General features: G+C 63.3%; 24 protein-coding genes. 11 read left to right on the forward strand and 13 right to left on the reverse strand.

The genetic code is table 11. The features are described 5' to 3' along the window. Positions 1–96: 96 nt before the first annotated feature. The 6 genes from AC4D2M_RS08585 (at position 97) to AC4D2M_RS08610 (ending at position 2,841) form a co-directional block, all read left to right on the forward strand. Complete coding sequence (locus AC4D2M_RS08585; RefSeq protein ID WP_490891255.1) at positions 97–573, forward strand: hypothetical protein; 477 nt, start codon at positions 97–99, stop codon at positions 571–573. Between the two features lie 67 nt (positions 574–640). Beyond that, positions 641–1,081: an Asp23/Gls24 family envelope stress response protein gene (locus AC4D2M_RS08590; RefSeq protein ID WP_490891256.1), complete on the forward strand. Its 441-nt coding sequence runs from the start codon at positions 641–643 to the stop codon at positions 1,079–1,081. Positions 1,082–1,089: 8 nt separating this feature from the next. Beyond that, complete coding sequence (locus AC4D2M_RS08595; RefSeq protein ID WP_490891257.1) at positions 1,090–1,281, forward strand: DUF2273 domain-containing protein; 192 nt, start codon at positions 1,090–1,092, stop codon at positions 1,279–1,281. Continuing rightward, entirely contained in the window at positions 1,278–1,652 is a 375-nt protein-coding gene (locus tag AC4D2M_RS08600; RefSeq protein WP_490891258.1) for a hypothetical protein, read from the forward strand. The genes AC4D2M_RS08595 and AC4D2M_RS08600 overlap by 4 nt, the downstream gene beginning before the upstream one ends. Next, positions 1,649–2,236 (forward strand): DUF6286 domain-containing protein, encoded by a 588-nt coding sequence (locus AC4D2M_RS08605; protein WP_490891259.1) that lies wholly within the window; start codon positions 1,649–1,651, stop codon positions 2,234–2,236. The genes AC4D2M_RS08600 and AC4D2M_RS08605 overlap by 4 nt, the downstream gene beginning before the upstream one ends. Continuing rightward, entirely contained in the window at positions 2,233–2,841 is a 609-nt protein-coding gene (locus AC4D2M_RS08610; RefSeq protein WP_490891260.1) for a hypothetical protein, read from the forward strand. Before AC4D2M_RS08605 ends, AC4D2M_RS08610 begins: the two co-directional genes overlap by 4 nt. Before the next feature lie 42 nt (positions 2,842–2,883). On the opposite strand, the gene AC4D2M_RS08615 is transcribed toward AC4D2M_RS08610, so the two are convergent. Then, on the reverse strand, positions 2,884–4,599 hold the full coding sequence (locus AC4D2M_RS08615; protein WP_490891261.1) for a glycoside hydrolase family 13 protein: 1,716 nt from the start codon (positions 4,597–4,599) through the stop codon (positions 2,884–2,886). A gap of 159 nt (positions 4,600–4,758) precedes the next feature. Between AC4D2M_RS08615 and AC4D2M_RS08620 the strand changes: the two genes are divergently transcribed. From AC4D2M_RS08620 to AC4D2M_RS08640, 5 genes are all read left to right on the forward strand, one after another. Further along, positions 4,759–6,111 (forward strand): ABC transporter substrate-binding protein, encoded by a 1,353-nt coding sequence (locus AC4D2M_RS08620; RefSeq protein ID WP_490891263.1) that lies wholly within the window; start codon positions 4,759–4,761, stop codon positions 6,109–6,111. A 97-nt stretch (positions 6,112–6,208) separates the two neighbouring features. Continuing rightward, on the forward strand, positions 6,209–7,174 hold the full coding sequence (locus AC4D2M_RS08625) for a carbohydrate ABC transporter permease (protein WP_490891265.1): 966 nt from the start codon (positions 6,209–6,211) through the stop codon (positions 7,172–7,174). Further along, complete coding sequence (locus tag AC4D2M_RS08630; protein ID WP_490891267.1) at positions 7,171–8,115, forward strand: carbohydrate ABC transporter permease; 945 nt, start codon at positions 7,171–7,173, stop codon at positions 8,113–8,115. Before AC4D2M_RS08625 ends, AC4D2M_RS08630 begins: the two co-directional genes overlap by 4 nt. Before the next feature lie 6 nt (positions 8,116–8,121). Then, positions 8,122–9,132, forward strand: a complete 1,011-nt coding sequence (locus tag AC4D2M_RS08635) for a LacI family DNA-binding transcriptional regulator (protein WP_490891269.1) — start codon at positions 8,122–8,124, stop codon at positions 9,130–9,132. Between the two features lie 30 nt (positions 9,133–9,162). Continuing rightward, positions 9,163–9,891 carry an alanine--tRNA ligase-related protein gene (locus AC4D2M_RS08640; RefSeq protein WP_490891271.1) on the forward strand — a complete coding sequence of 243 codons (729 nt, stop codon included), beginning with the start codon at positions 9,163–9,165 and terminating at the stop codon, positions 9,889–9,891. Here the strand turns inward: AC4D2M_RS08640 and AC4D2M_RS08645 are convergent. The 12 genes from AC4D2M_RS08645 to AC4D2M_RS08700 all read right to left on the reverse strand — a co-directional run bounded on the left by AC4D2M_RS08645 (position 9,888) and on the right by AC4D2M_RS08700 (position 22,422). Then, on the reverse strand, positions 9,888–10,736 hold the full coding sequence (locus tag AC4D2M_RS08645; protein WP_490891273.1) for a DUF8083 family protein: 849 nt from the start codon (positions 10,734–10,736) through the stop codon (positions 9,888–9,890). The two genes, AC4D2M_RS08640 and AC4D2M_RS08645, sit on opposite strands and share 4 nt — an antisense overlap. 3 nt (positions 10,737–10,739) lie before the next feature. Then, complete coding sequence (locus AC4D2M_RS08650; RefSeq protein ID WP_490891274.1) at positions 10,740–11,540, reverse strand: exodeoxyribonuclease III; 801 nt, start codon at positions 11,538–11,540, stop codon at positions 10,740–10,742. A gap of 76 nt (positions 11,541–11,616) precedes the next feature. Further along, positions 11,617–12,453, reverse strand: coding sequence for an NAD(+) synthase (gene nadE / locus AC4D2M_RS08655; protein ID WP_490891275.1), 837 nt, complete (start codon positions 12,451–12,453; stop codon positions 11,617–11,619). Positions 12,454–12,537: 84 nt separating this feature from the next. Beyond that, on the reverse strand, positions 12,538–13,536 hold the full coding sequence (locus AC4D2M_RS08660; RefSeq protein WP_490891276.1) for a sugar phosphate isomerase/epimerase family protein: 999 nt from the start codon (positions 13,534–13,536) through the stop codon (positions 12,538–12,540). 22 nt (positions 13,537–13,558) lie between these two features. Next, a complete protein-coding gene (locus AC4D2M_RS08665; RefSeq protein WP_490891277.1) occupies positions 13,559–14,662 on the reverse strand; it encodes a Gfo/Idh/MocA family protein in 1,104 nt (367 codons plus the stop codon). After that, a complete protein-coding gene (locus tag AC4D2M_RS08670) occupies positions 14,659–15,405 on the reverse strand; it encodes a sugar phosphate isomerase/epimerase family protein (RefSeq protein WP_490891278.1) in 747 nt (248 codons plus the stop codon). Before AC4D2M_RS08670 ends, AC4D2M_RS08665 begins: the two co-directional genes overlap by 4 nt. Before the next feature lie 44 nt (positions 15,406–15,449). Then, the gene (locus tag AC4D2M_RS08675) at positions 15,450–16,619 is read right to left on the reverse strand and encodes a Gfo/Idh/MocA family protein (RefSeq protein WP_490891279.1); all 1,170 of its coding nucleotides are present in this window, start codon (positions 16,617–16,619) and stop codon (positions 15,450–15,452) included. Next, the gene (locus AC4D2M_RS08680; RefSeq protein ID WP_490891281.1) at positions 16,616–17,488 is read right to left on the reverse strand and encodes a sugar phosphate isomerase/epimerase family protein; all 873 of its coding nucleotides are present in this window, start codon (positions 17,486–17,488) and stop codon (positions 16,616–16,618) included. Before AC4D2M_RS08680 ends, AC4D2M_RS08675 begins: the two co-directional genes overlap by 4 nt. Positions 17,489–17,571: 83 nt before the next feature. Next, positions 17,572–18,801, reverse strand: a complete 1,230-nt coding sequence (locus tag AC4D2M_RS08685) for a substrate-binding domain-containing protein (RefSeq protein ID WP_490891395.1) — start codon at positions 18,799–18,801, stop codon at positions 17,572–17,574. After that, on the reverse strand, positions 18,801–19,910 hold the full coding sequence (locus AC4D2M_RS08690) for an ABC transporter permease (RefSeq protein WP_490891282.1): 1,110 nt from the start codon (positions 19,908–19,910) through the stop codon (positions 18,801–18,803). Before AC4D2M_RS08690 ends, AC4D2M_RS08685 begins: the two co-directional genes overlap by 1 nt. Then, a complete protein-coding gene (locus tag AC4D2M_RS08695; RefSeq protein WP_490891283.1) occupies positions 19,907–20,920 on the reverse strand; it encodes an ABC transporter permease in 1,014 nt (337 codons plus the stop codon). Before AC4D2M_RS08695 ends, AC4D2M_RS08690 begins: the two co-directional genes overlap by 4 nt. Further along, complete coding sequence (locus tag AC4D2M_RS08700; protein WP_490891285.1) at positions 20,917–22,422, reverse strand: sugar ABC transporter ATP-binding protein; 1,506 nt, start codon at positions 22,420–22,422, stop codon at positions 20,917–20,919. The genes AC4D2M_RS08695 and AC4D2M_RS08700 overlap by 4 nt, the downstream gene beginning before the upstream one ends. Between the last annotated feature and the right edge of the window lie 11 nt (positions 22,423–22,433).

A 22,433-nucleotide genomic window follows, 5' to 3' on the forward strand; every position in this document is an offset into this window, starting at 1 on the left:
GAGGACTTGCCCGGTTGACCGTTAATATCGAGGAGCGTAGCCGACAGGAATGAGAGTTCCATCGGCAAGCCCCCGCAACTGGAAGGATCGTCAGGCGTGAAACCCTTGTTCGCCGCGGCCACCTGGAGCGCTGCCGCTCTGGTGTTGTCCGGCTGTGCCGGGACTGCGCCGGAAGCGACAAGCAGCCTGAGCATGCCGCCCGAACCGTCCAGGGCGACGCAGCCGTCACCTTCCGGGTCGGCGGCACCGCACCCGAGGCTGGCCGAGGAGGAGAGCGCCGGAGCCGCAATGGAAGACTGCCTTGTCGTGGCCGCTGGGGTTTCCTCTGTGCTGCTCGCACCGCTCAGTTTCATGGGGGATGAAGACCCCGAAAGCATGGCGAAGCTTGAGCATCAGCTGGACCATCTGCACGGGAAGGTGCCCGATGAGCTCAAGCCGCATTTCGTTCGGGTGGCGGATGCGGCGGAGGGCGGTGAGGACGGGGCCGGCCAGTTCGATGAATCCGCCTTCCGGGAAGCGCTGAAGCCGGTGCAGGAGTGGCTTACGGATCACTGCACCGAGCCCGCCCCCTGACCGTTTCCGGTGCGTGTCAAAGGTTCAGCGGAAGGGTTAGGCTGGGCGAAAGAGAAAGGGTCCCAGCATGGAAAACGAGCAGGAAACCCGGCCCGCGGGATTAACGCCGATCGCTGCCTCGGCAACCGGCAGGACAACCATCTCGGAAACGGCCGTTGCCAAGGTCGCCGCTATTGCCGCCCGTAAGGTGCCGGGAGTGTATGCGCTGGGCAGTGGAACCGGACGGGCGCTGGGAGCGCTACGCGACGTCGTCGGTGCCAGTGATCTGGCACAGGGCGTGCACGTGGAGGTTGGCGAGATCCAGGCTGCTGTGGACGTGAACCTTGTCGCCGAATACGGCTACCCGCTCACGGCGGTGGCGGACCAGGTCCGGGCAGCAGTCTTCGCTGCGGTCGGTGAGCTCGTGGGCCTGCAGGTGATCGAAGTCAACGTCGAGGTCAATGATGTGCACGTGCCCGGCCTGAATGATCCGAAGACCCCCGAAAAGCCGCGCCCGGCGGCGAGCTAGGAGACACCATGAACCTCACTGTCGTCGGGATCCTCGTGGGTACCATCCTGGCTTTCGCTGCCCTCATCTTCGAATTCTGGGGTTTCCTTCTGGTGGCCCTTTTCATGGCCATCGGCGCGTTCGTTGGCCGGGTCGCAGAGGGCAAGCTCGACCTTCGCAGCGTGCGCGACGCCCTGGCCGGACGCCGTTCGTCCTCGTGACCCCCGCATCCGCCGCGCGGGTGCGGCTCCCCGGTCACAATCGAATCAGCACGCAGGCACTGACCAGCACGGCCTGCGGCGTTGCCTCCGATGTGCTTCACGTGCCTGTCCGGGAGATTCGGGCAAGCTGGTTCGACGACGCGGGATTGCTTGCCCTGATCCTTTCCCTGCCCATCGCAGTGCCTCCCCTGCACAGGGTGGCAGCGGATCCGTCAGCCGTTGAAGTGTTCGGCGGATCCGTTGAGGAGCGGGTGCACCGTGCCAAAGGGGAGATTCTGCACCGCGTCATGCAGCTGAGCGGATCGCGCTTGAGCCGCGTGGACATCCGCGTCACAGGCGCTCTCGTTTCCGACGGCGGGAGGGCCAGATGAACGACGAAACCACCCGCCTGACCTCGGACATCATCCGGCGGGAAACACACACGTCCCGAGCAATACCGTCAACTATCGTCGCCGTACTCGTCATTCTGCTGTCCCTGTATGTGATGCTCGAGGCTGCACTGAAGGCGCTCGGACAGGAGCCGTGGCTGTTGGGGCCTGAGGAGGCTGCGGGCTGGGTCGGATCCCTCCCCTCGGGCATATCCACCAGCGTGCTTGCCGCGGCCGGAGCGCTGATCTTCCTGGTGGGTCTCTTTTTCTTCCTGACCGCCATCCTGCCCGGCAGGAAAGCCCGGCTGAGCATACCGAACGATCGTGCCGCCGTCGTCGTTGATTCGGAGGTGCTGGCCTCCTCCCTGGCGCGCCGCGCACGTGTCGCCGCGGGTGTGGCGCCGGAGCAGGTACTGGTGACGATCGGGCGGCGGATTGTCGAGGTGCAGGTGCGCCCAACGTCGGGAATCCCGGTCAACGACCGGTCAGTGCAGGCGGCGGTGGAGGACGAACTCCGCCGCAGCGCCGTCGACCCCGTACCCGAGGTCCGTGTGGTCGTGGCGCAGTCAGGGGTGATTGGGCAGTGAACCAGACCCCGCGAATCATCAACCGCATCCTGCTGGCGGTGTTCGGAGCGATCCTGATGCTGGTGGGCGCCCTGGCGCTGTCACTCGGTGCGCCCGGAGTTGACCGCTGGTGGCAGTCGACGGCAGCACAGGCCGTTGAGGCAATCAGCAACGTGCTTGAATCCACCACGCTTCCAGGGCAGCGCGACAGCTGGCTATGGATTGTCGTGGCCCTGCTCATGGTCCTGCTGGTTATCCTCATGATCGCGTGGGTGGCCAACCAGGGGAAGGGCCGCTCGGGAACGCTCGCCTATGACGACGACGACGATCCCGTACCCGGCAGCGTCACCATCAACGCCGCCGTAGCTGAGCAGGCGCTCAAGGCGGCGCTGGACGAGCGGGTGGACCTGGTGAACTCAGCGGTGTCGACCTATGAGTTCCGCGGCCGGCCTGCGCTGAAGGTGCGGGTCTTTCCACGGCAGGGGGTAGCGCCCTATGTTGTGGCGGAAGAGGTCTCGGCGCTCGTTTCGGCGCTGGACGATGTCCTCGGCGTGCAGACCCCGGTGCTGATCAGTATCAGCTCCGGCGCCCGCACGCGCTTCACCCGCGCCGAGAGAGTGCGCTAGCGCTTAGCCGCAACCTCACGGTGCCCTCCCGGGCCTGGTGCCTTACCGCTCGATCCACACAGCGCCGTCCGGCTGCAGCGCCCCGTCGGTCACCGCATCCTCCGCGCTCGCGGCAACGACGACGCCGGCAGGCAGTTCAATGGGCTCCTCACCCATGTTCGCGACCAGCAGCACTGACCCGTTGGTGAAGGCGACGATGCCGTCCTCGGGGCGGTGTTCCGGAGCCCACTCGAGTGATCCTCGCCCCAGGCGGCGCGCCGAGCGCTCCGCCAGCGCGGACTTCACGAGCTCGTGAACCGATCCCGGGCAGCCAATCTGCACGTCCGCCGCATAGCCGGCGAAGCTGGCGGGCTGCGGCAGCCAGGGGGCGGCGCCGTCGTCGTCCGTGGTGCTGAAGCCGAAGCCCGGCGCATCTGCCTTCCACGGAATCGGAACGCGGCAACCGTCGCGGCCGCGCTCTACACCCTCGGTCCTGAAGAACGCTGGATCCTGGCGGACGGCGTCATCGAGCACCGTGTGCTCGGGCAGCCCCAGCTCGTCACCCTGGTACAGGTACGCGGAGCCGGGCAGGGCAAGCATGGTGAGTATGCCCGCGCGTCCGCGCCGCAGGCCAAGCGCCTCATCCGGCTGCTCATCCGGCGCTCCTACGCCCTTGGGGAGCTGCGTTGGATCCTGCAGGCCGAAGCGCGTGGTGTGCCGGACGGTGTCGTGATTCGACAGCACCCACGTGCTGGGTGCGCCGACGTTCCCAGCCTGCGCGAGGGACTCGGTGATGCTCACACTCAGGCGCTTGGCATCCCAGCCGGCGCGCAGGAAGTCAAAGTTGAAGGCCTGTTGCATCTCGTCGGGCCGTACATAGTGGAAGAGCCGTTCTGTCGGCTCCACCCACGCTTCGGCCACGAGCATGCGGTCACCGGGGTACTCGGCGAGGACCCGGTTCCAGTCCCGGTAGATGGCGTGGACGCCCGGCTGGTCGAAGTATGGGGGCGTAGGTTCGGTTGCCGCTGCCTCCTCCGCCGCGTCCGGGTTGTGCACATCGCCGACCATGCTTTCGCGGCCGGCCCAGTCTGGAAGCCCCTCGGCCTTGACCAGGCCGTGCGCCACGTCGATGCGAAAGCCGTCGACGCCGCGGTCCAGCCAGAAGCGCAGGATGGAGATCATTTCCTCATGAACTTCGGGGTTTTCCCAGTTCAGGTCCGGCTGCTTGGTGTCGAAGAGATGCAGGTACCACTGACCGTCGTCGATCCGTGTCCAGGCGTTGCCGCCGAAAATGGATTGCCAGTTGTTCGGCGGCAGTTCGCCGTTCGCGCCGCGTCCGTCCCGGAACATGTACCGGTCGCGTTCGCGGGAGCCCTTCGGGGAGCGCAGGGCGGCCTGGAACCACTCGTGCTCATCGGAGGTGTGGTTCGGGACGAGATCGACGATCACCTTGAGGCCGCGCCGGTGGGCTTCGGCGAGCATCGAGCCGAAGTCGGGGAGGGTGCCGAACCGGGGGTCGACATCCCGGTAATCCGCGACGTCGTATCCGGCATCGGCCTGCGGTGAGACGTAAAAGGGTGAGAGCCAGACGGCATTCACTCCCAGGTTCTGCAGGTAGGGGAGTTTGCCGGTGATTCCGTGAAGGTCTCCCATGCCGTCACCGTTCCCGTCCGCAAATGAACGGGGGTAGATCTGATAGATGACGGCGTCTTCCCACCACGCGGCACCACGCTGGTTCCGGGCCGGGTGAGTAGGGGTTGAGAGATCGGAGACGGTCATGGGGCTCCCCTTCAGGTGCGGGTCACGATTGGATATCGACCGGGCAGTACGGTCCACTCGGTGTTGCAGATCACAACGTAAGCGCTTACTTTGATGTTATCAAGAGGCTAGGCAGCGGCGCCCACTCAGTGCCCGGCTGCCGGACAAAGGAGTCATTTAATGGCGATTATTCGCGGAAGCAAAGCGGTACTGCCGATTGCGGCACTCAGCGTACTTACGCTCACACTCTCTGCCTGTGGGTCAGGTGGCGACGGCGACGGAGGAGGCGGCGAGGAACCGGCCGCGGACTGCGCCGCCTACGAGGAGTACGGAACCTTCGACGGCGAAGAGGTGAACGTCTACTCGACCATCGTGGACATCGAGGCAGAGCGACTTGAGAACTCCTGGGCAGATTTCGAACAGTGCACCGGCGCCGAAATTGTCTACGAAGGCTCGAAGGAATTCGAAACCCAGATCGGCGTCCGCTCACAGGCCGGCAACCCGCCGGACATCGCGATCTTCCCGCAGCCGGGTCTGCTCGCAGCTGAGGTGGCCGGCGGCAACGTCCTGCCCGCCCCTGACTCAGTTGAAGCACTTGTCGACGAGAACTGGTCCGAGGACTGGAAGGGCTATGGAACGGTCGACGGCGAGTTCTATGGGGCTCCCATGTTGGCCAATGTGAAAGGCTACGTCTGGTACTCCCCGGCGATCTTCGAGGAGAACGGGTGGGAGATCCCTGAGACCCTCGACGAGATGATGACCCTCACCGAGGAGATCGCAGCCGACGGAACCATGAAGCCCTGGTGCGCAGGATTCGAGTCCGGTGAGGCCACGGGTTGGCCGGGCACCGACTGGATCGAAGACTATGTGCTGCGCCAGGCAGGCCCCGAGGTCTATGACCAGTGGGTCAACCACGAAATCCCGTTCAACGATCCCCAGATCGTCGAGGCATTTGATTCTGTGGGTGAAATTCTCAAGAACGACGATTACGTCAACGGTGGATTCGGCGACGTGCGTTCGATTCTGACCACGCCGTTTGCCGATGCCGGACAGCCGGTCCTCGACGGAGCATGCGCCATGCACCATCAGGCGTCCTTCCAGGCATCGAACTGGCCTGAAGGTACTGAAATTGCCGAAGACGGTGACGTCTGGGCCTTCATGACGCCGGGCGAGGAACCCGGTAGCAATGCCATCACGGGCGGTGGCGAGATCGTTGCTGCGTACTCGGACGAGGCTGCGGTCGAGGCCTTCCAGGCCTTCATGGCTTCTGCTGAGTTCGCCAACAACCGCGTTTCCGAGGGCGGCGCGATCAGCGCCAACCAGGCACTCGATGCCTCGCTTGCCCAGAGTCCTCTGGATAAGCAGTCCATCGAACTGCTGCAGAGCGAAGATACGGTCTTCCGCTTTGATGCATCTGACCTGATGCCCGGTGCCGTAGGCTCCAACTCCTTCTGGAGTGGCATCGTCGAGTGGATCAACGGCACGCCGACGCAGGAAGTGGTTGACACCATCGAAAGCAGCTGGCCCCAGTAGTTCCTTCGCCAACCCGGCGCACCGCTTACGCGGTGCGCCGGGTTCCTACTGACTTTCTTCGCTCTTAGGGGAGTATTCCCACAAAGGAGACTGCGTTATGGAGGATCTCGGCGAGAAATTCCTGCAGGTGGTGATCGCCTTGGCTATTTTTGCCGCCATCATCGGGATCATCATGCTGCTGGTTGACCGGGCACCCAAATCTTTCCGCGACAAAGCGACGATCATTGGCTTCATGGCTCCGGCCGCGATACTGCTCATCGTGGGCATGGTCTGGCCCGCAGTGCAGACCACTTTCCTCGCGTTCACCGACCGTAACGGGGCTATCAACGGTCTGGATAACTTCATCTGGATGTTCACCAACCCATCAGCGCTCGTAACGCTCAGGAACACCGTGCTGTGGGTGATTCTCGTTCCCACGCTCTCGACGATCATCGGGCTGGTGTACGCGGTGTTCATCGACAAGGCACACGGCGAGCGCGTTCTGAAAGCCCTCGTGTTCATGCCGATGGCCATTTCCATGGTCGGCGCGGGCATCATCTGGAATTTCATGTACGCCTACCGCGGCCCAGAGCAAGAGCAGATCGGCCTGGTGAATCAGATTCTCGTCTGGTTCGGAGGCGAGCCGCGACAGTTCCTGCTCGACGCCCCGGGGAATACCTTTTTCCTCATCGCAGTAATGGTGTGGATTCAGGTGGGGTTTGCCATGGTTATTCTTTCCGCGGCAATCAAGGGAATTCCGGCGGATGTTATTGAGGCATCGCGGCTCGACGGCGCGGGCGCATGGCAGCAGTTCCGGAACATCACCATCCCGTCCATCCGCGGCGCACTGGTGGTAGTGGTAACCACCATTACCATTATCACGCTGAAGGTGTTCGACATCGTGCGCACCATGACGGCTGGTAACTATGACACGTCGGTGATCGCCAACGAGATGTATACCCAGGCGTTCCGGGCCAATGAGCCCGGCCGGGGAGCAGCCCTGGCACTGGTCCTGTTCCTGATGGTGCTGCCCGTGGTCATCTACAACGCTCGGGTACTCAAGAAGCAGAAGGAGATCCGATGACCTCGACACCAGCCGTGCCGATGACGGTGGACGACGATCAGCGGGCTGCCCCGCCCATTACCCGGCGGGTGAAACAGCGTTTGACCTCCCGTGGCGCCACGATCGCTGCGGTGATCATCGCGATCATCTGGACCGTGCCCACTGCCGGACTGTTCATTTCCTCCTTCAGGCCGGAGGCAAACATCAACCGGAACGGTTGGTGGAACATCCTGGGCAACTTCGAGCTCACGCTCGATAACTATGCGGATGTGCTTGTCTCAGGAAGCAGCCAGTCGCCCAATCTCGGACAGTACTTCGTCAACTCCCTCGCCATTGTCATTCCCGCGACCCTCATTCCGTTGGTGGTCGCCTCGATGGCGGCCTACATCTTCGCGTGGAGCAGTTTCCGCGGCAAGGACACTCTGTTCGTCTTCGTCTTCGCACTGCAGATCATTCCCCTGCAGATGGCGCTGATTCCGCTGCTGACGTTGTTCGTCAACCTGCAGATCGGCGAGTTCCAGTTGCTGCCTTCGGGTTCCTACGCGCAACTGTGGCTGGCGCACACGATCTTCGCGCTGCCATTGGCCATCTTCCTCCTGCACAACTTCATCGCCGAGATCCCCGGCGAGGTCATCGAAGCAGCGAGGGTGGACGGTGCCGGGCACGCGACCATTTTTTGGCGCATCATCATTCCGCTGTCGGTTCCAGCACTCGCTTCCTATGCGATCTTCCAGTTCCTGTGGGTCTGGAATGACTTGTTGGTGGCGTTGGTGTTCTCCGGCGGCACCGGCGACGTCGCGCCCATCACGCAACGGCTTGCCGAGCTGACCGGAACGCGCGGCGGAGAGTGGCACCGACTGACGGCGGGCGCGTTCGTTTCGATGATCGTTCCGTTGATCGTTTTCTTCGGGCTGCAACGCTACTTTGTCCGCGGGCTGCTTGCTGGTGGCCTCAAGGGCTGATGCAACGTGACCGGCATCGAGGATGTTGCGGTTGCCACCGGGGTGTCAACCGCGACCGTGTCCCGCGCTCTGCGCGGACTGACTGGAGTGTCGGAGAGCACCCGCGCCCGCGTACTAAGCGCGGCGCGGGAGCTCGGCTACGTGCCGTCGTCGGCCGCGTCCGGATTGGCATCCGGACGAACAATGGCGATGGGCGTGCTGCTGCCCATGATCGAAACCTGGTATTTCTCGGCCGTCCTGGAGGGAGTGGACCGTCAACTCCGTGCCGCCGGGTATGACCTCATCGTCTTCAGTCTGGGTGGAACGGGAGTAAACAGGGAACGTGTGTTCCACCGTTCGATCCTGCGAAAGCGGATCGATGCTCTCCTGGTGATGTGCATGGAACTCACTGAAGACGAGCATCGCGCCCTTCGGGAGCTGGAATCGCCCACCATTGTGGTGGGCGGTTCGGTTAAGGGCGTGCGTCATGTCGGCATCGATGATGACGCAGCCGTTCGGGACGCCGTCGAGCACCTGATTTCACTAGGGCACACCCGGATCGGACATGTGCGCGGAGGCGGTTCTTTCGGACTGTACTTTGAGGTACCCCGTATCCGTGAAGAGTCCTATCACGCGACGATGGCCGCCCACGGGTTGACGGTCCGCGACGAATGGTCCGTGTTCGGTGATTTCCGCTTCAACGAGGCGAAGATCGCGGTGAAGCGGATGCTCTCGACTGCGCGGGAACGGCCCACCGCGCTGTTCTGCTCCTCCGACGAGATGGCCTTCGGTGCGCTGATTGCGGCTTCCGAGCTCGGCATCCGGGTACCCGAAGAGCTCTCGATCGCGGGTATTGACGACCACGAGTTTGCCGAACCCATGGGCCTGACCACAGTGCGGCAAATGCCCGAAGAACAGGGCGCCTTCGCAGCAGAACTCCTCCTGAGCGAGCTGGAAGGTGTGCCGCCCGTGCAGAATCCGCCCACGCAGCAGCACGAACTCATCCGGCGCGCCTCGACGGGCCCGGCGCCCTGCTAGCTGAGGGCCCCGGTCGCTACGCTTGTACGCATGGCTACCGACCTCCTCTACCTCGATGACTTTGATGTGCTGACCGCTTCCGCCACCGTTACGGCGGTTACCACGCTCGACGACGGCCGGCTCGATGTCGAACTCGACCAAACCTGCTTTTATCCCCGCGGCGGAGGACAGGACTGGGACACCGGGACTATCTCCGCTGGCGACGCTATCTTCACCGTGGAGGAGGTGCGTCTGGACGAGCACGGGGTGGTCCACCACCTGGGCGGGGGCTCTGCGTCGGAGGGTGCCGGCGTCGTACTGGAGGTGGACGCGGAGCGACGGGCGGTGAATACCAGGCTTCATTCAGCCGGGCACATTGTTGACCTCGCCGTCGAGCGGCTCGGCCTGCCATGGGTGCCCGGCAAGGGCGCACACTACCCGCACATGTCCTTCGTCGAGTACAACGGCGACGTCCCCGAAGACATTGAGGAGACCCGCCAGCGCATCGAACGCGAGGTCGGGCGGGTCATCGATGAGGGCAGCAGCAACGAGATCCGGTTCATGCCGGTCGCTGACATGGGCGAATACTGCAGGCACGTGCCGGAGAACATCCCCACCAACAAGCCCGCAAGGATTGTGCTCTACAACCAGACCTTCGGGGTGCCGTGCGGCGGGACCCATGTGCGCGATGTGGCGGAGGTCGGAAAGCTCAACATCACCAGGGTCAAGTCAAAGAAGGGCATCACGAAAGTGTCCTACGCCGTCGACGGCGTCAACTAGGAGGCGCGGGCGAGCTGGCGGATGGGAACCCAGCGCGACGCGAGGCGCCGGTAGGCTGCGGCCGCGCCGGTCATGTCCACTTCCGCGAGGCACTCGATGCCCATCCGGACATCCATGGGTGACTCATCCGGGAACACCAGGTCCGCCACCGGTCCGTAGTCCAGTTCGACGACGGCATCACGGCGGAAGGACTCCAGCCACTCGGTGATCTCGGTCAGCTCTTCAAGGAGGTCCAGTTCCGGGGCGGCGATCGCGAGGCTGGCGACCGCGCGCCGTGCACGGTCGATGCACTCGCTGATGGTGACGGACACGCGGACGGTGTGGACTTCGCCGTCGTCGTCCACTACCTCGGTGAGGTCGTCCTCGTGGATGAGCACAAACCAGGCGAACGGGACGCCCCAGGTAGCGGACCGGGTGTGCAGCTTCGCCGTGGACTCGGCGAGCGTCTCCGGATCGAGCCGCGCCTGGTGCGCCTCGCGGGCAATGTCCGGGAGCAGCACGTCCATCAGCGGACCGCGAATTGTCTGCTCGAGGGACTCGGCGGCGAGGAAGGTGCGCACGGCCAACTGGTTGGGGCAGTAAAAGGGCGCGGTGGTGCCGTTGCCGCGGGGGAAGTGAAGCACACGCACGAGGTCCTGCGCATGGTGCGGGAAAGGGTCCGAGACGGCACGCGTGACGCGCCGCATCGCATCGAAACGATCCATCGCCTCGGTGAGCCGGCGCTCGCGGGTCCGCTGTTCCAGGATTGCGAGCTGCTGGGCGTCGCTGAACGCGTCGAGTGGTTCATAAACCCGCAGGAAGGAAACGTAGGGGAAGCTGCGGCCGGTGCCCGGCATGTGAACCATGGGTCAGGTCAGCTCCACGATGACGGGTGCATGGTCGGATGCGCCCTTGCCCTTGCGTTCCTCACGGTCGATCGAAGCTCCGCCGACACGTTCGGCGAGGGCAGGGGAGGCCAGCACGAAGTCGATGCGCATTCCCATGCGTTTGGGGAAGCTGAGCTGCTTGTAGTCCCAGTAGGTGTACACGCCGGGGCCGGGGGTGTGCGGACGGACGACGTCGGTGAAGCCGGAGTCCTCGAAAGCATGGAACGCGGCGCGCTCCGGCGGACTGACGTGCGTGTAGCCGTTGTTGAGGAAGAGGTCGATGTCCCAGACGTCTTCATCCTGCGGCGCAATGTTCCAGTCACCGGTCAGCGCCACCTGGGCTGACGGGTCCGCCTCCAGCAGCCCGACGGCGTGCTTGCGCAGCAGTTCGAGCCATTCGATCTTGTACGCCATGTGCGGATCTCCGAGCGCCCGGCCATTCGGGACGTACAGGCTCCACACCCGTACGCCGCCGCACGTGGCGCCGATTGCGCGGGCCTCCTGCACAGGGTCGGTGTCCTTCCCGAACAGGGGCTGTCCCGGGAAGGTGCGCTCGACGTCGGTCAAACCCACACGGGAAGCGATGGCGACGCCGTTCCACTGGCTCGTGCCGAAGTGCGCCACCTCGTAGCCGCTCTTCTCGAACATGTCCCAGGGGAAGTTCTCGTCCTTGCACTTGGTTTCCTGGATGGCAAGAACGTCCACGTCGGAGCGGTCGAGCCAGGCCTCCACACGGTCGGCACGGGCTCGGAGGGAATTGACGTTCCAGGTCGCAATCTTCACAGGGGCTACGTTACCCAATCGGCGGGTTTTGCTTGGTACCGGTCCTCCATCAGGCGTCAGGGCGCCCGCCCCGCGGTCAGGATTCTGGTGTGCCGCGCCACCAGGAATCGTGGATGGTGACCGGGACCGTGCGCTTGTGCCGGGTCATCAGGTAGCGGCGCTCGATGAGCCGGGCTGCTTCCTCGGGGACATCACGGCCCTCAAGGTAGTCGTCGATCTGGTCGTAGGTGAGGCCCAGTTCGTGCTCGTCGGTCTGCCCCGGGTTCTCGTCGAGCAGGTCCGCGGTGGGAATCTTGTTGTAGAGGCGTTCCTCCGCGCCGAGTTCCTTGAGGAGCTGGCGGTTCTGCCTCTTGTTCAGACCAAACAGCGGGAGGATGTCCGCACCGCCGTCGCCGTATTTCGTGAAGAAGCCCGTGACGGATTCCGCTCCATGGTCCGTGCCGATGACCAGCAGGTTGTCCTCGCCAGCCAGTGCGTACTGGGCCACCATGCGTACACGGGCCTTCACGTTGCCCTTGTTGAAATCGGACATCTCTTTGCCGGCAGCACTGGAAAACTCGCGCTGAAAACCGTCGACGGCGGGAGCAACGTTGTAGACGACGGACCGGTCCGGAGAAATGAAGGCCAGGGCAGACTGCGCGTCATCCTCGTCATGCTGGACCTTATATGGCAGACGGGCGGCCACGAAGAAGGCTTCGGTTCCCTCGGCCCGCAATTCCTCCGCCGCCTGCTGCGCCAGCTTTCCCGCGAGGGTGGAGTCCAGGCCGCCGCTGATCCCGAGCACGAAGCCCTTGGTCCCGGAGGCCTGGACGTAGTCCTTCAGGAAGTCCACGCGCTGGCGGATCTCCTTTACAGGGTCGATGGTGGGGCTTACGCCCATTTCGTCGATGATCTTCGCCTGGAGTTCACGCATGGGGACAGGTTACTAAGTTTTTGTCGCGGATCTGCCGTTAAAACAAGATCAGAGCAGCAGATCGGCTACAAAAACTTCAGTGGGTTACTGCTTGAACGCAGCGTCGAAGGACAACGACGACGGCGCGAAGTCGAACTTCTTGAGGAAAGCGAGCGCCTCGGGGGCACCGTCGAGACGGTCCATGCCGGCGTCCTCCCACTCAACCGAGATGGGCCCGTCATAGCCGATTGCGGTGAGGGCCCGGAAGCTGTCCTCCCATGGGACGTCGCCGCGTCCGGTCGAGACAAAATCCCAGCCGCGGCGGGGATCTCCCCAGGGCAGGTGCGAGGACAGAATGCCGTTACGGCCTCCGCCCATCCGCATCTTCGTGTCCTTGCAGTCCACGTGGTAGATCCGGTCCGCGAAGTCGGAGATGAAGGCTACCGGGTCGATCTGCTGCCACATGAAGTGGCTCGGATCCCAGTTGAGCCCGAAAGCGGGCCGGTTTCCGACGGCGTCGAGCGTGCGGCGAGTGGACCAGTAGTCGTAGGCGATCTCGGAGGGGTGTACCTCGTGGGCGAAGCGCACGCCGCACTCATCGAATACGTCGAGGATGGGGTTCCAGCGGTCGGCGAAGTCCTGGTAGCCGGCGTCGATCACGTCCTGGCTGACTGGAGGGAACATGGCGACGTACTGCCAGATGGACGAGCCGGTGAAGCCGACGACGGTCTTCACCCCGAGCTTCTTGGCGAGCCGTGCGGTGAGCTTCATTTCCTCGGCGGCGCGTTGCCGGACGCCCTCGGGGTCGCCGTCGCCCCAGACCTTGGGGCCGACGATGGCTTCGTGGCGGAAATCGATCGGGTTGTCGCAGACAGCCTGGCCCTTGAGGTGGTTCGAGATGGTCCACACCTTGAGGTTGTTGCGCTCCAGGATGTCGAGCCGCTCCTGGATGTAGTCGTCATCGTCCCAGCGCCAGGCGTCGAGATGATCACCGGAGACTGCGATCTCCAGTCCGTCGTACCCCCACTGGCCGGCGAGTTCGGCTACCTTCTCGAACGGCAGGTCCGCCCACTGGCCGGTGAACAGGGTGAAGTTGCGTGCCATAATCTTCTCCTTGCGTGATTGGTCAGGAAAGCGTCCGGGTGGTGGGGTCCCAGTCCTCGGGCAGGGGCTCGGCCGCCACAGCGGAACTAGCGACGTCAATGAACGTGCGGTTTTCCACCGATTCGGCAATCGAAGCCATGGTGTCGAGGACGTGGAAGGCCGTTTCACCCTGTGCACGGTGCGGAACACCGGCGCGGATCGAGCGGGCCATGTCGAGCACTCCGGTGCCGCGGCCGAAGGTGGAACCGACGGCCGGGAGGGTTTCCCAGTCATCGGCGCCGTGGCGGTGGAGGCGGATGGCGCCGTCGAACATGTTCGGGTCCGGGAAGGCAATAGTGGCTTCCGATCCGGTGATCTCCACGAAACCGTGCCGGGGGAGCGGGGAATCGAAACTGAAGTTGCTTGTGGAGGAGGCGCCGCTCTCGAACTGGACCAGCGCGCTCACGTGCGTGGGAACGGTAACGGCGAACTCCTCGCCGGCGCGCGGGCCGGAACCGATCACGCGGGTCTCCCGAGAGCGCGAGCCGAGCGCTGCCACGGTTTTCACCGTGCCGAAAGCCTGGACAAGGGCCGTCAGGTAGTAGGGCCCCATTTCGAATAACGGACCGGCGCCCTCCTGAAACAGGAACGCCGGGTTGGGGTGCCAGGCTTCCGGACCGGGGGACTGCATGAGAGTCAGCGCAGTGAGCGGGACTCCGATATCGCCGCGCTGGATCATGCGGAGGCCGGTCTGCAGGCCGGCACCGAGGAACGTGTCCGGGGCGCATCCCGACCTCAGGCCAGCGTCGGACGCCGCCTTCAGAAGAGACAGGCCTGACTCCCGGTCGAGGGAGAAGGGCTTCTCACTCCACACATGCTTCCCGGCCGCCACCGCGTCCAGCGCGACCGGCACATGCGCAGCGGGAGTGGTGAGGTTGACGATAATCTCTACCTCGGGGTGCTGCAGCGCATCCTCGACCGTCCCCCATGCCGGGACACCGAAGTCCTCGGCACGCGACTGGGCCGCCTCCCCGAAGAGGTCCGCGACGATATGAACCTGCACATCAGGGAACGCCGTCAGGTTGGTCAGGTACTCCTTGCTGATAACACCGGCACCAATGATGCCGACCCCCACAGTCCCGCTCATGCGTTCGTCTGCTTCGCGTCAGCCTGCAGATACCGAAGGCTGTCCTCCAGCGCCTGGAACAGGTCTCCGGCACTGTCGTCCAGTTCGATGACGCCTACCTCCACGGAGGCGGCCGCCGCGAGCACCGAGGGAATATTCATCCCCCCGGCGCCCACGGCCACCTGCGACTTGTTGTCCTGGTCGACGGCCCCGTCCTTGATGTGGATGAAGCGGACCCGGTCGCCCAGCTTCCCGAGCAGCTCCGCGGGATCATGGCCACCCACAGCCACCCAGTAGGTGTCCACTTCAAGCACGACGGCGGGGTCCAGGGATTCAGCGAGCACCTCAAGCCCGGTGCGGCCGCCGAAGTCGGTTCCGACTTCCCACCAGTGATTGTGGTAACCGACCGTAATGCCGTACTCAGCTCCGAGGGCGGCAACCTCATTGAGTGCCTGGGCGGTCTGTACGATCGCCTCCTCGGTAGTCCAGCGGACGGGATCGACAAGAGGGTCGATGACAGTACCGATGCCCAACGTGCGGGCGGCCTCGAAGATGAGGTCCCGGTCGCCGTCGAGCAGCGGTGCATGGCCCGAGGGTGCGCTCATCCCGTTACGCGAGAGTGCCGCACCCAACGCATCGGTATTGGCCGCGAAGTTATAGGGCTCGACCCGTTCGAAGCCCATCGACGCAAGTCTGTCGATGGTGGTATCCAAGTCTGACTCGAGGGCGTCTCGGACGGTGTACAGCTGTACGGAGAGTTGCACGCATTGCTCCTTCGGTGGGGGTTTTGGCAGTAGAGCTAGGTGGGTCAGAGTGCGACGGCGGCGCTGGACTGCGCAGCGCTCGTTTCGATCGCGGCCAGCACCTTCTGTACTTCGAGCCCGTCCTCGAAGGAAGGCGTGGGGGCGGTACCTGTCCGTATCGAATTGGTGAATTCAGCCGCCTGATTGATGAAGGTGGAGTCCCAGCCAACGATGTGCCCGGCTGGCCACCACGCCTCCAGGTAAGGGTGCGTGGGTTCGGTGACCATGATGGTCCTGAAGCCCTGGGAGTCGACATCCGTTGTTGCGTCGAAGAACTGCAACTCATTCAACCGTTCGAGATTGAAGGAGAGGCTTCCTCGAGACCCATAGACCTCAACCTCGAACGAGTTCTTTCGCCCGGTGGCAAAACGGGACACCTCCAGGCTGGCAACCGCACCGGAAGCGAGACGTAGGGTTGCCCAGGCAGCGTCGTCGACGGTTACCTCTTCCGGACCGTTTGGACCCGTGCGTGTCTTCACAAAGGTATTCACTGATCCGCTGACTGACTCAATAGGTGAACCGCATAGGAACCGCACCTGGTCGGTGGCGTGCGAGGCCAAGTCGCCGAGTGCGCCCGATCCAGCCGTTTCCTGTCGTAGTCGCCATGTCATGGGTGCCTCATCGTCGGCTAACCAGTCCTGCAGGTAGCTCACACGCAGTTGCCTGACCTCGCCGAGGCGGCCTTCGCTGATGAGTTTCCTTGCGAGGGCGAGTGCGGGAACACGGCGGTAGTTGAAGGCGACCATCGAGTGGACCCCGCGGGCTCGTGCGCGCTGGGCCGCCGTGACCATGAGCTCGGCTTCCGCAAGGGTATTGGCCAGGGGCTTCTCGACGATTACATGCTTGCCGGCCTCGAGTGCTGCAAGGGCTATCTCCGCGTGTAGGTGGCCCGGTGTGCAGATGTCGACGATATGAATGTCATCCCGGTCGAGGACCTGCCTCCAGTCGGTGAGGCTTTCCTCCCAGCCGTACTGCCGTGCGGCTTCGTCTACCTGCGCGGCATCCCGGCCGACCAGCACTCTCTGAGCCACCTGCGGTGATGGATGGAACGCGTTGACGTTCCGCCACGCGTTGGAGTGTGCCTTCCCCATGAACGAATAACCAAGCACAGCCACTCCGAGCGGGCTGGCAGGGCGAAGGTCTCCCGCAGTGGGAGCTGGCGCCGCCGTCGTCATATCTGTCTCTCCTTAGTAGTGCTGTCCTGCATGATGCGCAGGAATGCGAGGCCGTCCTCGGCCAGTCTGTCTTGCGTGGCAGCCAGCGGTCGCCAGATTGAGGCCGCCGTGGCGATGCTCGCGTTGAGTGCTGTGAAACTTTCGATGTTGAGCGCGCCGGTATAACCGATGGTATCCAGGGCGTCGAAGATGCCGTCCCAGTCAGTCTGGTCGCCGCCGGGGGTGCCGCGATCATTCCCACAGACCTGCAGGTGCACCAGATGTTCACCGGCTGCCCTGATCGCGTCGGCAGATGACCGCTCTTCAATTCCCAGGTGGTAGGTATCGAGCGCTAGCCCGACTCCGTGGCCGAGCAGAGGGTCGAGCGCCTCCAGCGCCTGGGCAGTGGTGTTGAGGAGCGATGTTTCGTAGCGGTTGAGCGGTTCGATGCCGAGCACGACGCCCACGCTCGCCGCTTCGCCGGCCAGTGGAGCAAGATTGCGGCGTAGTTCGGCATAGGCTTCGCTGCGTTCATCCTTGCTCATGCGCCACAGCCGGCCGGTGGACGAATAGAACGGACCACAGACGGCGGGGGCACCGACCTCGTGAGCCAACTGTATGCAGGCGCTCAAGTACCGCTGCGTCTCCGTAATCGTGGCGGGATCGGCAAGCACCAGGTCACGTCCGGGAGCCATTGCTCCGACAATGTAGGGCTTCAGGCCCGAGAGGGAGCTGGAGACCGACTGTGCGGAGAAGTCTCCGATGTTCTCGAGCGGCAACTCGACCGCGTCAAAGCCCTGTCCTGCGATTCGCGGAAGGAGCTCGGCTATGGTTGCGTCGGTCAGGGGCGATTCCCACACCCAGGTGTTGACGCCGATAGGCCGGTGCATGTTTCTCTGTCCTGACGTTCTTGTCGCCTGGTTGCTCACTCAACGGCGTCGAGCGGGCAACCAGGCGACAACTCATGGATGGGTTACGGGATGATGCGTTCCTGCCAGACGTCGGGGTAGCCGGGGAGGTCCTCTCCACCGAACTTCGCGTAGTGACCGTCTGGCATGCCCTCGTTATCAGCCAGGAAATCGGCGCGCTGGTCTTCGGTAATCGGTTCCTGCGGCAGGACCCATTCGGCTGGGATCTCCTCTCCGGCGAAGATCTTCTCGAGCGCCAGGAGCGGCGTGCGCCACTGGAAGTTCGAGTAGACGGGCGCAAGTCCGGTCAGACCGGTATCTTCCCACTTGCGCAGGAAACTCATCTCGTCCTCACCGGTCATCACCGGGTAGTCCACGCCGGCGTCCTCGAAAGCCTCGATGGCTGCGACCGCGCCGTCACCTGCATCCATCCAGACGCCATGGACATCCCCGGTGGCCAGCTCGTCGGAGATAATCTTCTTGATCTCGGTCGGATCGGCACCGGTGAAGTAATCCACCGCTTCGATGCCGTTCTCCTCGAAGATCTTCTCCGCTGCCGCCCAGCGCTGCTCAAGCACGTCCACGCCGGGGAGAATCCTCAAGGCTACGACCTTGTTGCCCTCTTCGAGGTTATCGACAAGGAAGTTCGCGGAGTCAATTCCCCAGGCGAAACCGCCGATTGGGTGAATGAACGTTGTCGCACAGTCGGTTTGGACCCCCCGGTCGAAGACCACTACGGGCTTGCCGGTTTCGCATGCCCGTTCCACCGCCGGGGTAAGCGCCGCCGTGGAGTTCGGCGAGATGACAAACGCATCACAGTTGCCCTCGGCGATGAAGTAATCGATGTCGGCGATTTGTGTATTGTCATCGTCCTGCGCATCGCGGGTCTCCATCTCGGAAATGACCCCTGACTCCTGCAGAACCTTGAGCTGCTCGTTCATGGTGATCCAGCCGGTCTGGCGCCACGGGTTGGAAATCGAGGCGTTGGCGAAGCAGACCTTCTGGCCGCCCTCGGCAGCGAACTGCGAGGTATCGGTCATTTCACCGTCGATGTACTGTAGCCACGGTGCTTCAGGGTCACCCTCGAAGGTGGTCGATCGTTGCTCGAACTGCTCGTCGTATTCCTCCTGGACAAACCATTCATCGCTGCTTTCTTCAGCTGGAGTGGCTGCCGGATCTCCGCCGGCGTCGGCGGAGGGTGGGTTTTCTATTGATGAATCAGTGGTACAGGCGGTCAGGGCGAGCAGCGTTGCGGCTGCGAGCACGGTGACCTGTGTTGGGATGCGTCGGCGCATCATTTTCCTCCCTCATCGGTGCCCACAGCGGGCAATGGTGCAACTGTTTCTGCTACTGCATGTTGCGGTTCATGAGCGGTACTGCTCCGACGGCGCCGACGGCGCTGCCAGGTTAGGGTTCCCGCAGCAACGGCGAGAATGATGATGGCGCCCTGGACGGTATCGCGCCAGGTGGATTGGACTCCGACGAAATTCAGCAGTGTGAACAACATCTCGAGCGCGAAGGCGCCGGCCGCTGCGGAAAGGACCCAGCCTCGTCCGCCCCCGAGGACGACCCCGCCAAGCACGACGGCGGTGATAGCGGTGAACTCATAGCCTCGCCCTACTGAAGGGTGCACGCCGGCATAGCCGACGAGGATGACTCCGGCCACCGTCGCGGCGAGCGATGAAAGCATGAATGCCCTCGTCCGGACCCACCAGACCCGTGCGCCAGTCAGAGCGGCGGCCTGCGCATTGTCACCTACTGCGATGAGCGTACGGCCGTACGGGCGGCGCATCATCCAGAACGCGCCGACAGCCAGAACCACTAGGATGATCACGGGGTAGGGCAGCACCTCCACTACGGGGATACCCTCGATGCCGCCTCGACCAATCTGCCGAAAACTGTCCGCAGGGTTGCCTGTGGCAGCGCCCCCTGTCCAGTAGAGCACCAGCCCGAGCAGGGCAAGCATCATTCCGAGCGTGACAATGAAGCTCGGCACTTTCAGCAAAGTGGTGATCAGGCCGTTGACCAGGCCGACGAAGGCACCGAATACCAGCATGAGAACAAGTACGGGAATTGCTCGGCTGTCATCCTGGCCGATAAGGTTCCCTGCGATGATGACCTGCGCGGTCACCACTGACCCCATCGATAGGTCAAATTCGCCGCTTACGATGACGAAGTACTGACCCATTGCTGCGATAGCTATGGGCGCCGTCCTTCCGATGAAGCGGATCAGCGACCCTGGCTCGCCGAAGGAGGGGTTGGCCGCGATGACGGCGATGAGGAGGACGAGGAGGAGTACGAAGACTGCTCCGCTCGGAGTCCGCAGCGCGCGAAGGAACCGTTCCGCGGAAGACGACCGGTTCTGCTTCAGAGGCTGGTTACGGGCCGTGGTAGCGGTACTCATGCGGCGACCTCCTGCCTGATGGCATCCTTCCCCCTGAATCGCGGCGTCGTGGGAAATCTGTCAGTGCGGCTGGTGGTCTTGCGCCGCGCGTAGACGGCGACCGCCACCACGATCACGATCCCGCGCACAACGTCTTTGAGGAACGGGTTGATCTGCATGACGCTCATGATGTTGTCGATCATCGCGAAGATGAGAACACCGCCAAGAGTGCCTACCAGTGACCCCTTCCCGCCCGAGAGCAGCGTGCCGCCGAGTACGACCGCAGCGATGGAGAGCAGAGCGTACCCGCCCTGCGTACCGATTGTCGGGCTGCCGACGCCGAGGCGCGCAGCGAGCAGCAGGCCGGCGAGCCCCGCCATCACTGAGCAGATGACGTGCGCTGCGATGATGGGAGTGTGGGTCTGAATCCCGGACATTCGCGCCACCGAAATGTCGCCGCCGACTGCATAGATATGATGACCCAGCCTCGTTCTCGTGAGCATGAGCAGTACTATGGCGGCGCATGCCAGCATAATCAGTGTTGAGATCGGAACGGGACCGATTCCAGTGGCACCGATGAGCCGGAACTCCAGGGGCGTCTGACCTGAACTGCCCTTGTAGTTGGTAGCGAGGTAGCCACTAACGATGAGGCCCACGCCCAGCGTGGCGATGAAACCGTGAATCTTGAGCCCGGACACGATGATCCCGTTCAGCAGTCCTATTACCGCCGCGGTGAGTAGCGCGAGCAGAACAGCGGGGAGGATGTTGGACGCCTGATTGGCCATAATCCCTGCTCCGATGAGGCTGCTCATGCTCACAACGTACGGAACTGAGAGGTCCAGACTGCCCACCAGGATCACGAGGGTTTGCCCGATGGCGATGAAACCCAGCACGCTGGTGCCGGTCAAGACGGCGGATATATTGCCGGTGCTGAAGAAGTTGCGTCCCGCAGCGCCGACGAGGATTGCGCCCACAATGATGGTCAGCAGAACTACGGCGTAAACGACGTGGGTTGAGGACAGACGCTTCATGACAAGGCCTCCGTTCGCGCACCGGTTGCGAGGTGCAGGACCTGTTCTTCACTGCTGTCAGGGGACACCTCGCCTGCGATCCGGCCATCGCGCATGACCACGATTCGGTCCGACATGCCGAGTACTTCGGGTAGTTCACTCGAGACCATCAGAATGGCCCTTCCTTCCGCCGCGAGGGAGCGCATCAAGTTATAGACGGCGACTTTCGCCCCGACGTCGATCCCGCGCGTGGGTTCGTCCAACAGGACAACTTGCGGGTTGATCGCAAGCCACTTGGCAAGCACTACCTTCTGCTGGTTCCCGCCGGAGAGATACTGAACTTCCTGGTCGAGGTCGCGAGCGACCACCTCGAGCGAAGAGAATACGCCGGGTACGCCCGCCCGGGCAGCTGCTGTTTTCCCCGGGAAGACGGACCGGATGACGCCAAGCGCGTTGTCCAGGATGGACTGGTTGAGGCTCAGCCCCTGCGACTTCCGGTCCTCGGTAATGAGGGCAATACGATGGCGGATCGCGTGGCGTGGACTGTGTGCTTCGTAGGGTTCACCGGCAAGTTCCATCCGGCCACGGGTGAAAGGTTGGCTCCCGAATATCGCCTCGACCAGTTCGGTGCGTCCCGAACCCTGCAGGCCGGCGACTCCGACAATCTCACCCGCGTGAAGAGTGAGGTTAATCGAATCGAGCTGGAAATTTCCGCCCTCGTCGATCGTCAGTAGCGCGTTGCCGCGTTCAGTTCCGGCCAGTTTGTCCGGGAAGAACGCCGAGATGGGGCGGCCAACCATCATGCGCACGAGAGCGGCGTCGTCCATGCTCGACGCGGGCTGAGTTCCGACGACCTCGCCGTCTTTCAGCACGGTGATGGTGTCGCATAGATCGAAAATCTCCTTGAGCCGGTGTGAAACGTAGAGGATTGCAGTGCCGCGATCCTTCAAACGGCGGATGATCGCGTACAGCAACGCGACCTCTGGCCCCGCCAGTGCGGCTGTTGGCTCATCCATCGAGATGATGCGGGCGTCATAACTTACAGCCTTCGCGATCTCGACGATCTGCTGCTGTGCGACGGACAGGGATCGCACCTCGGTGGAGGGCTCGATGCTCGTGATGCCTAACTGACCCAGTAGTTCAGCAGTGTTGGCGTGCATCGCCTTGCGGTCCACGAGTGGCCCCTTGCGAGGTTCCCGGCCAAGGTAGATATTCTCCGCAACGGTGCGGTCAGGTAGCAGATTGAACTCCTGGAACACGGTTGACAACCCGGCCTCATGGGCCTGGGTCGGGTGATGGAAATCGACGGACTTGCCGGCAATCTCCACAGTCCCGGCATCCCGCTGGTAGACGCCTGCCAGGAGCTTCATCAACGTTGATTTCCCGGCACCGTTCTCACCGACAAGCCCGTGCACTTCACCTGCATGCAGTTCCAGGTGTGCATTCTTGAGGACCTGAACGCCATAGAAGGCCTTCGTGAGCCCTTCGACTCTCAGGACTGGATCGTTGACTTCATCATCCACGTTTTCACTGT

This window comes from Arthrobacter sp. TJ-270 (genome assembly GCF_058269075.1).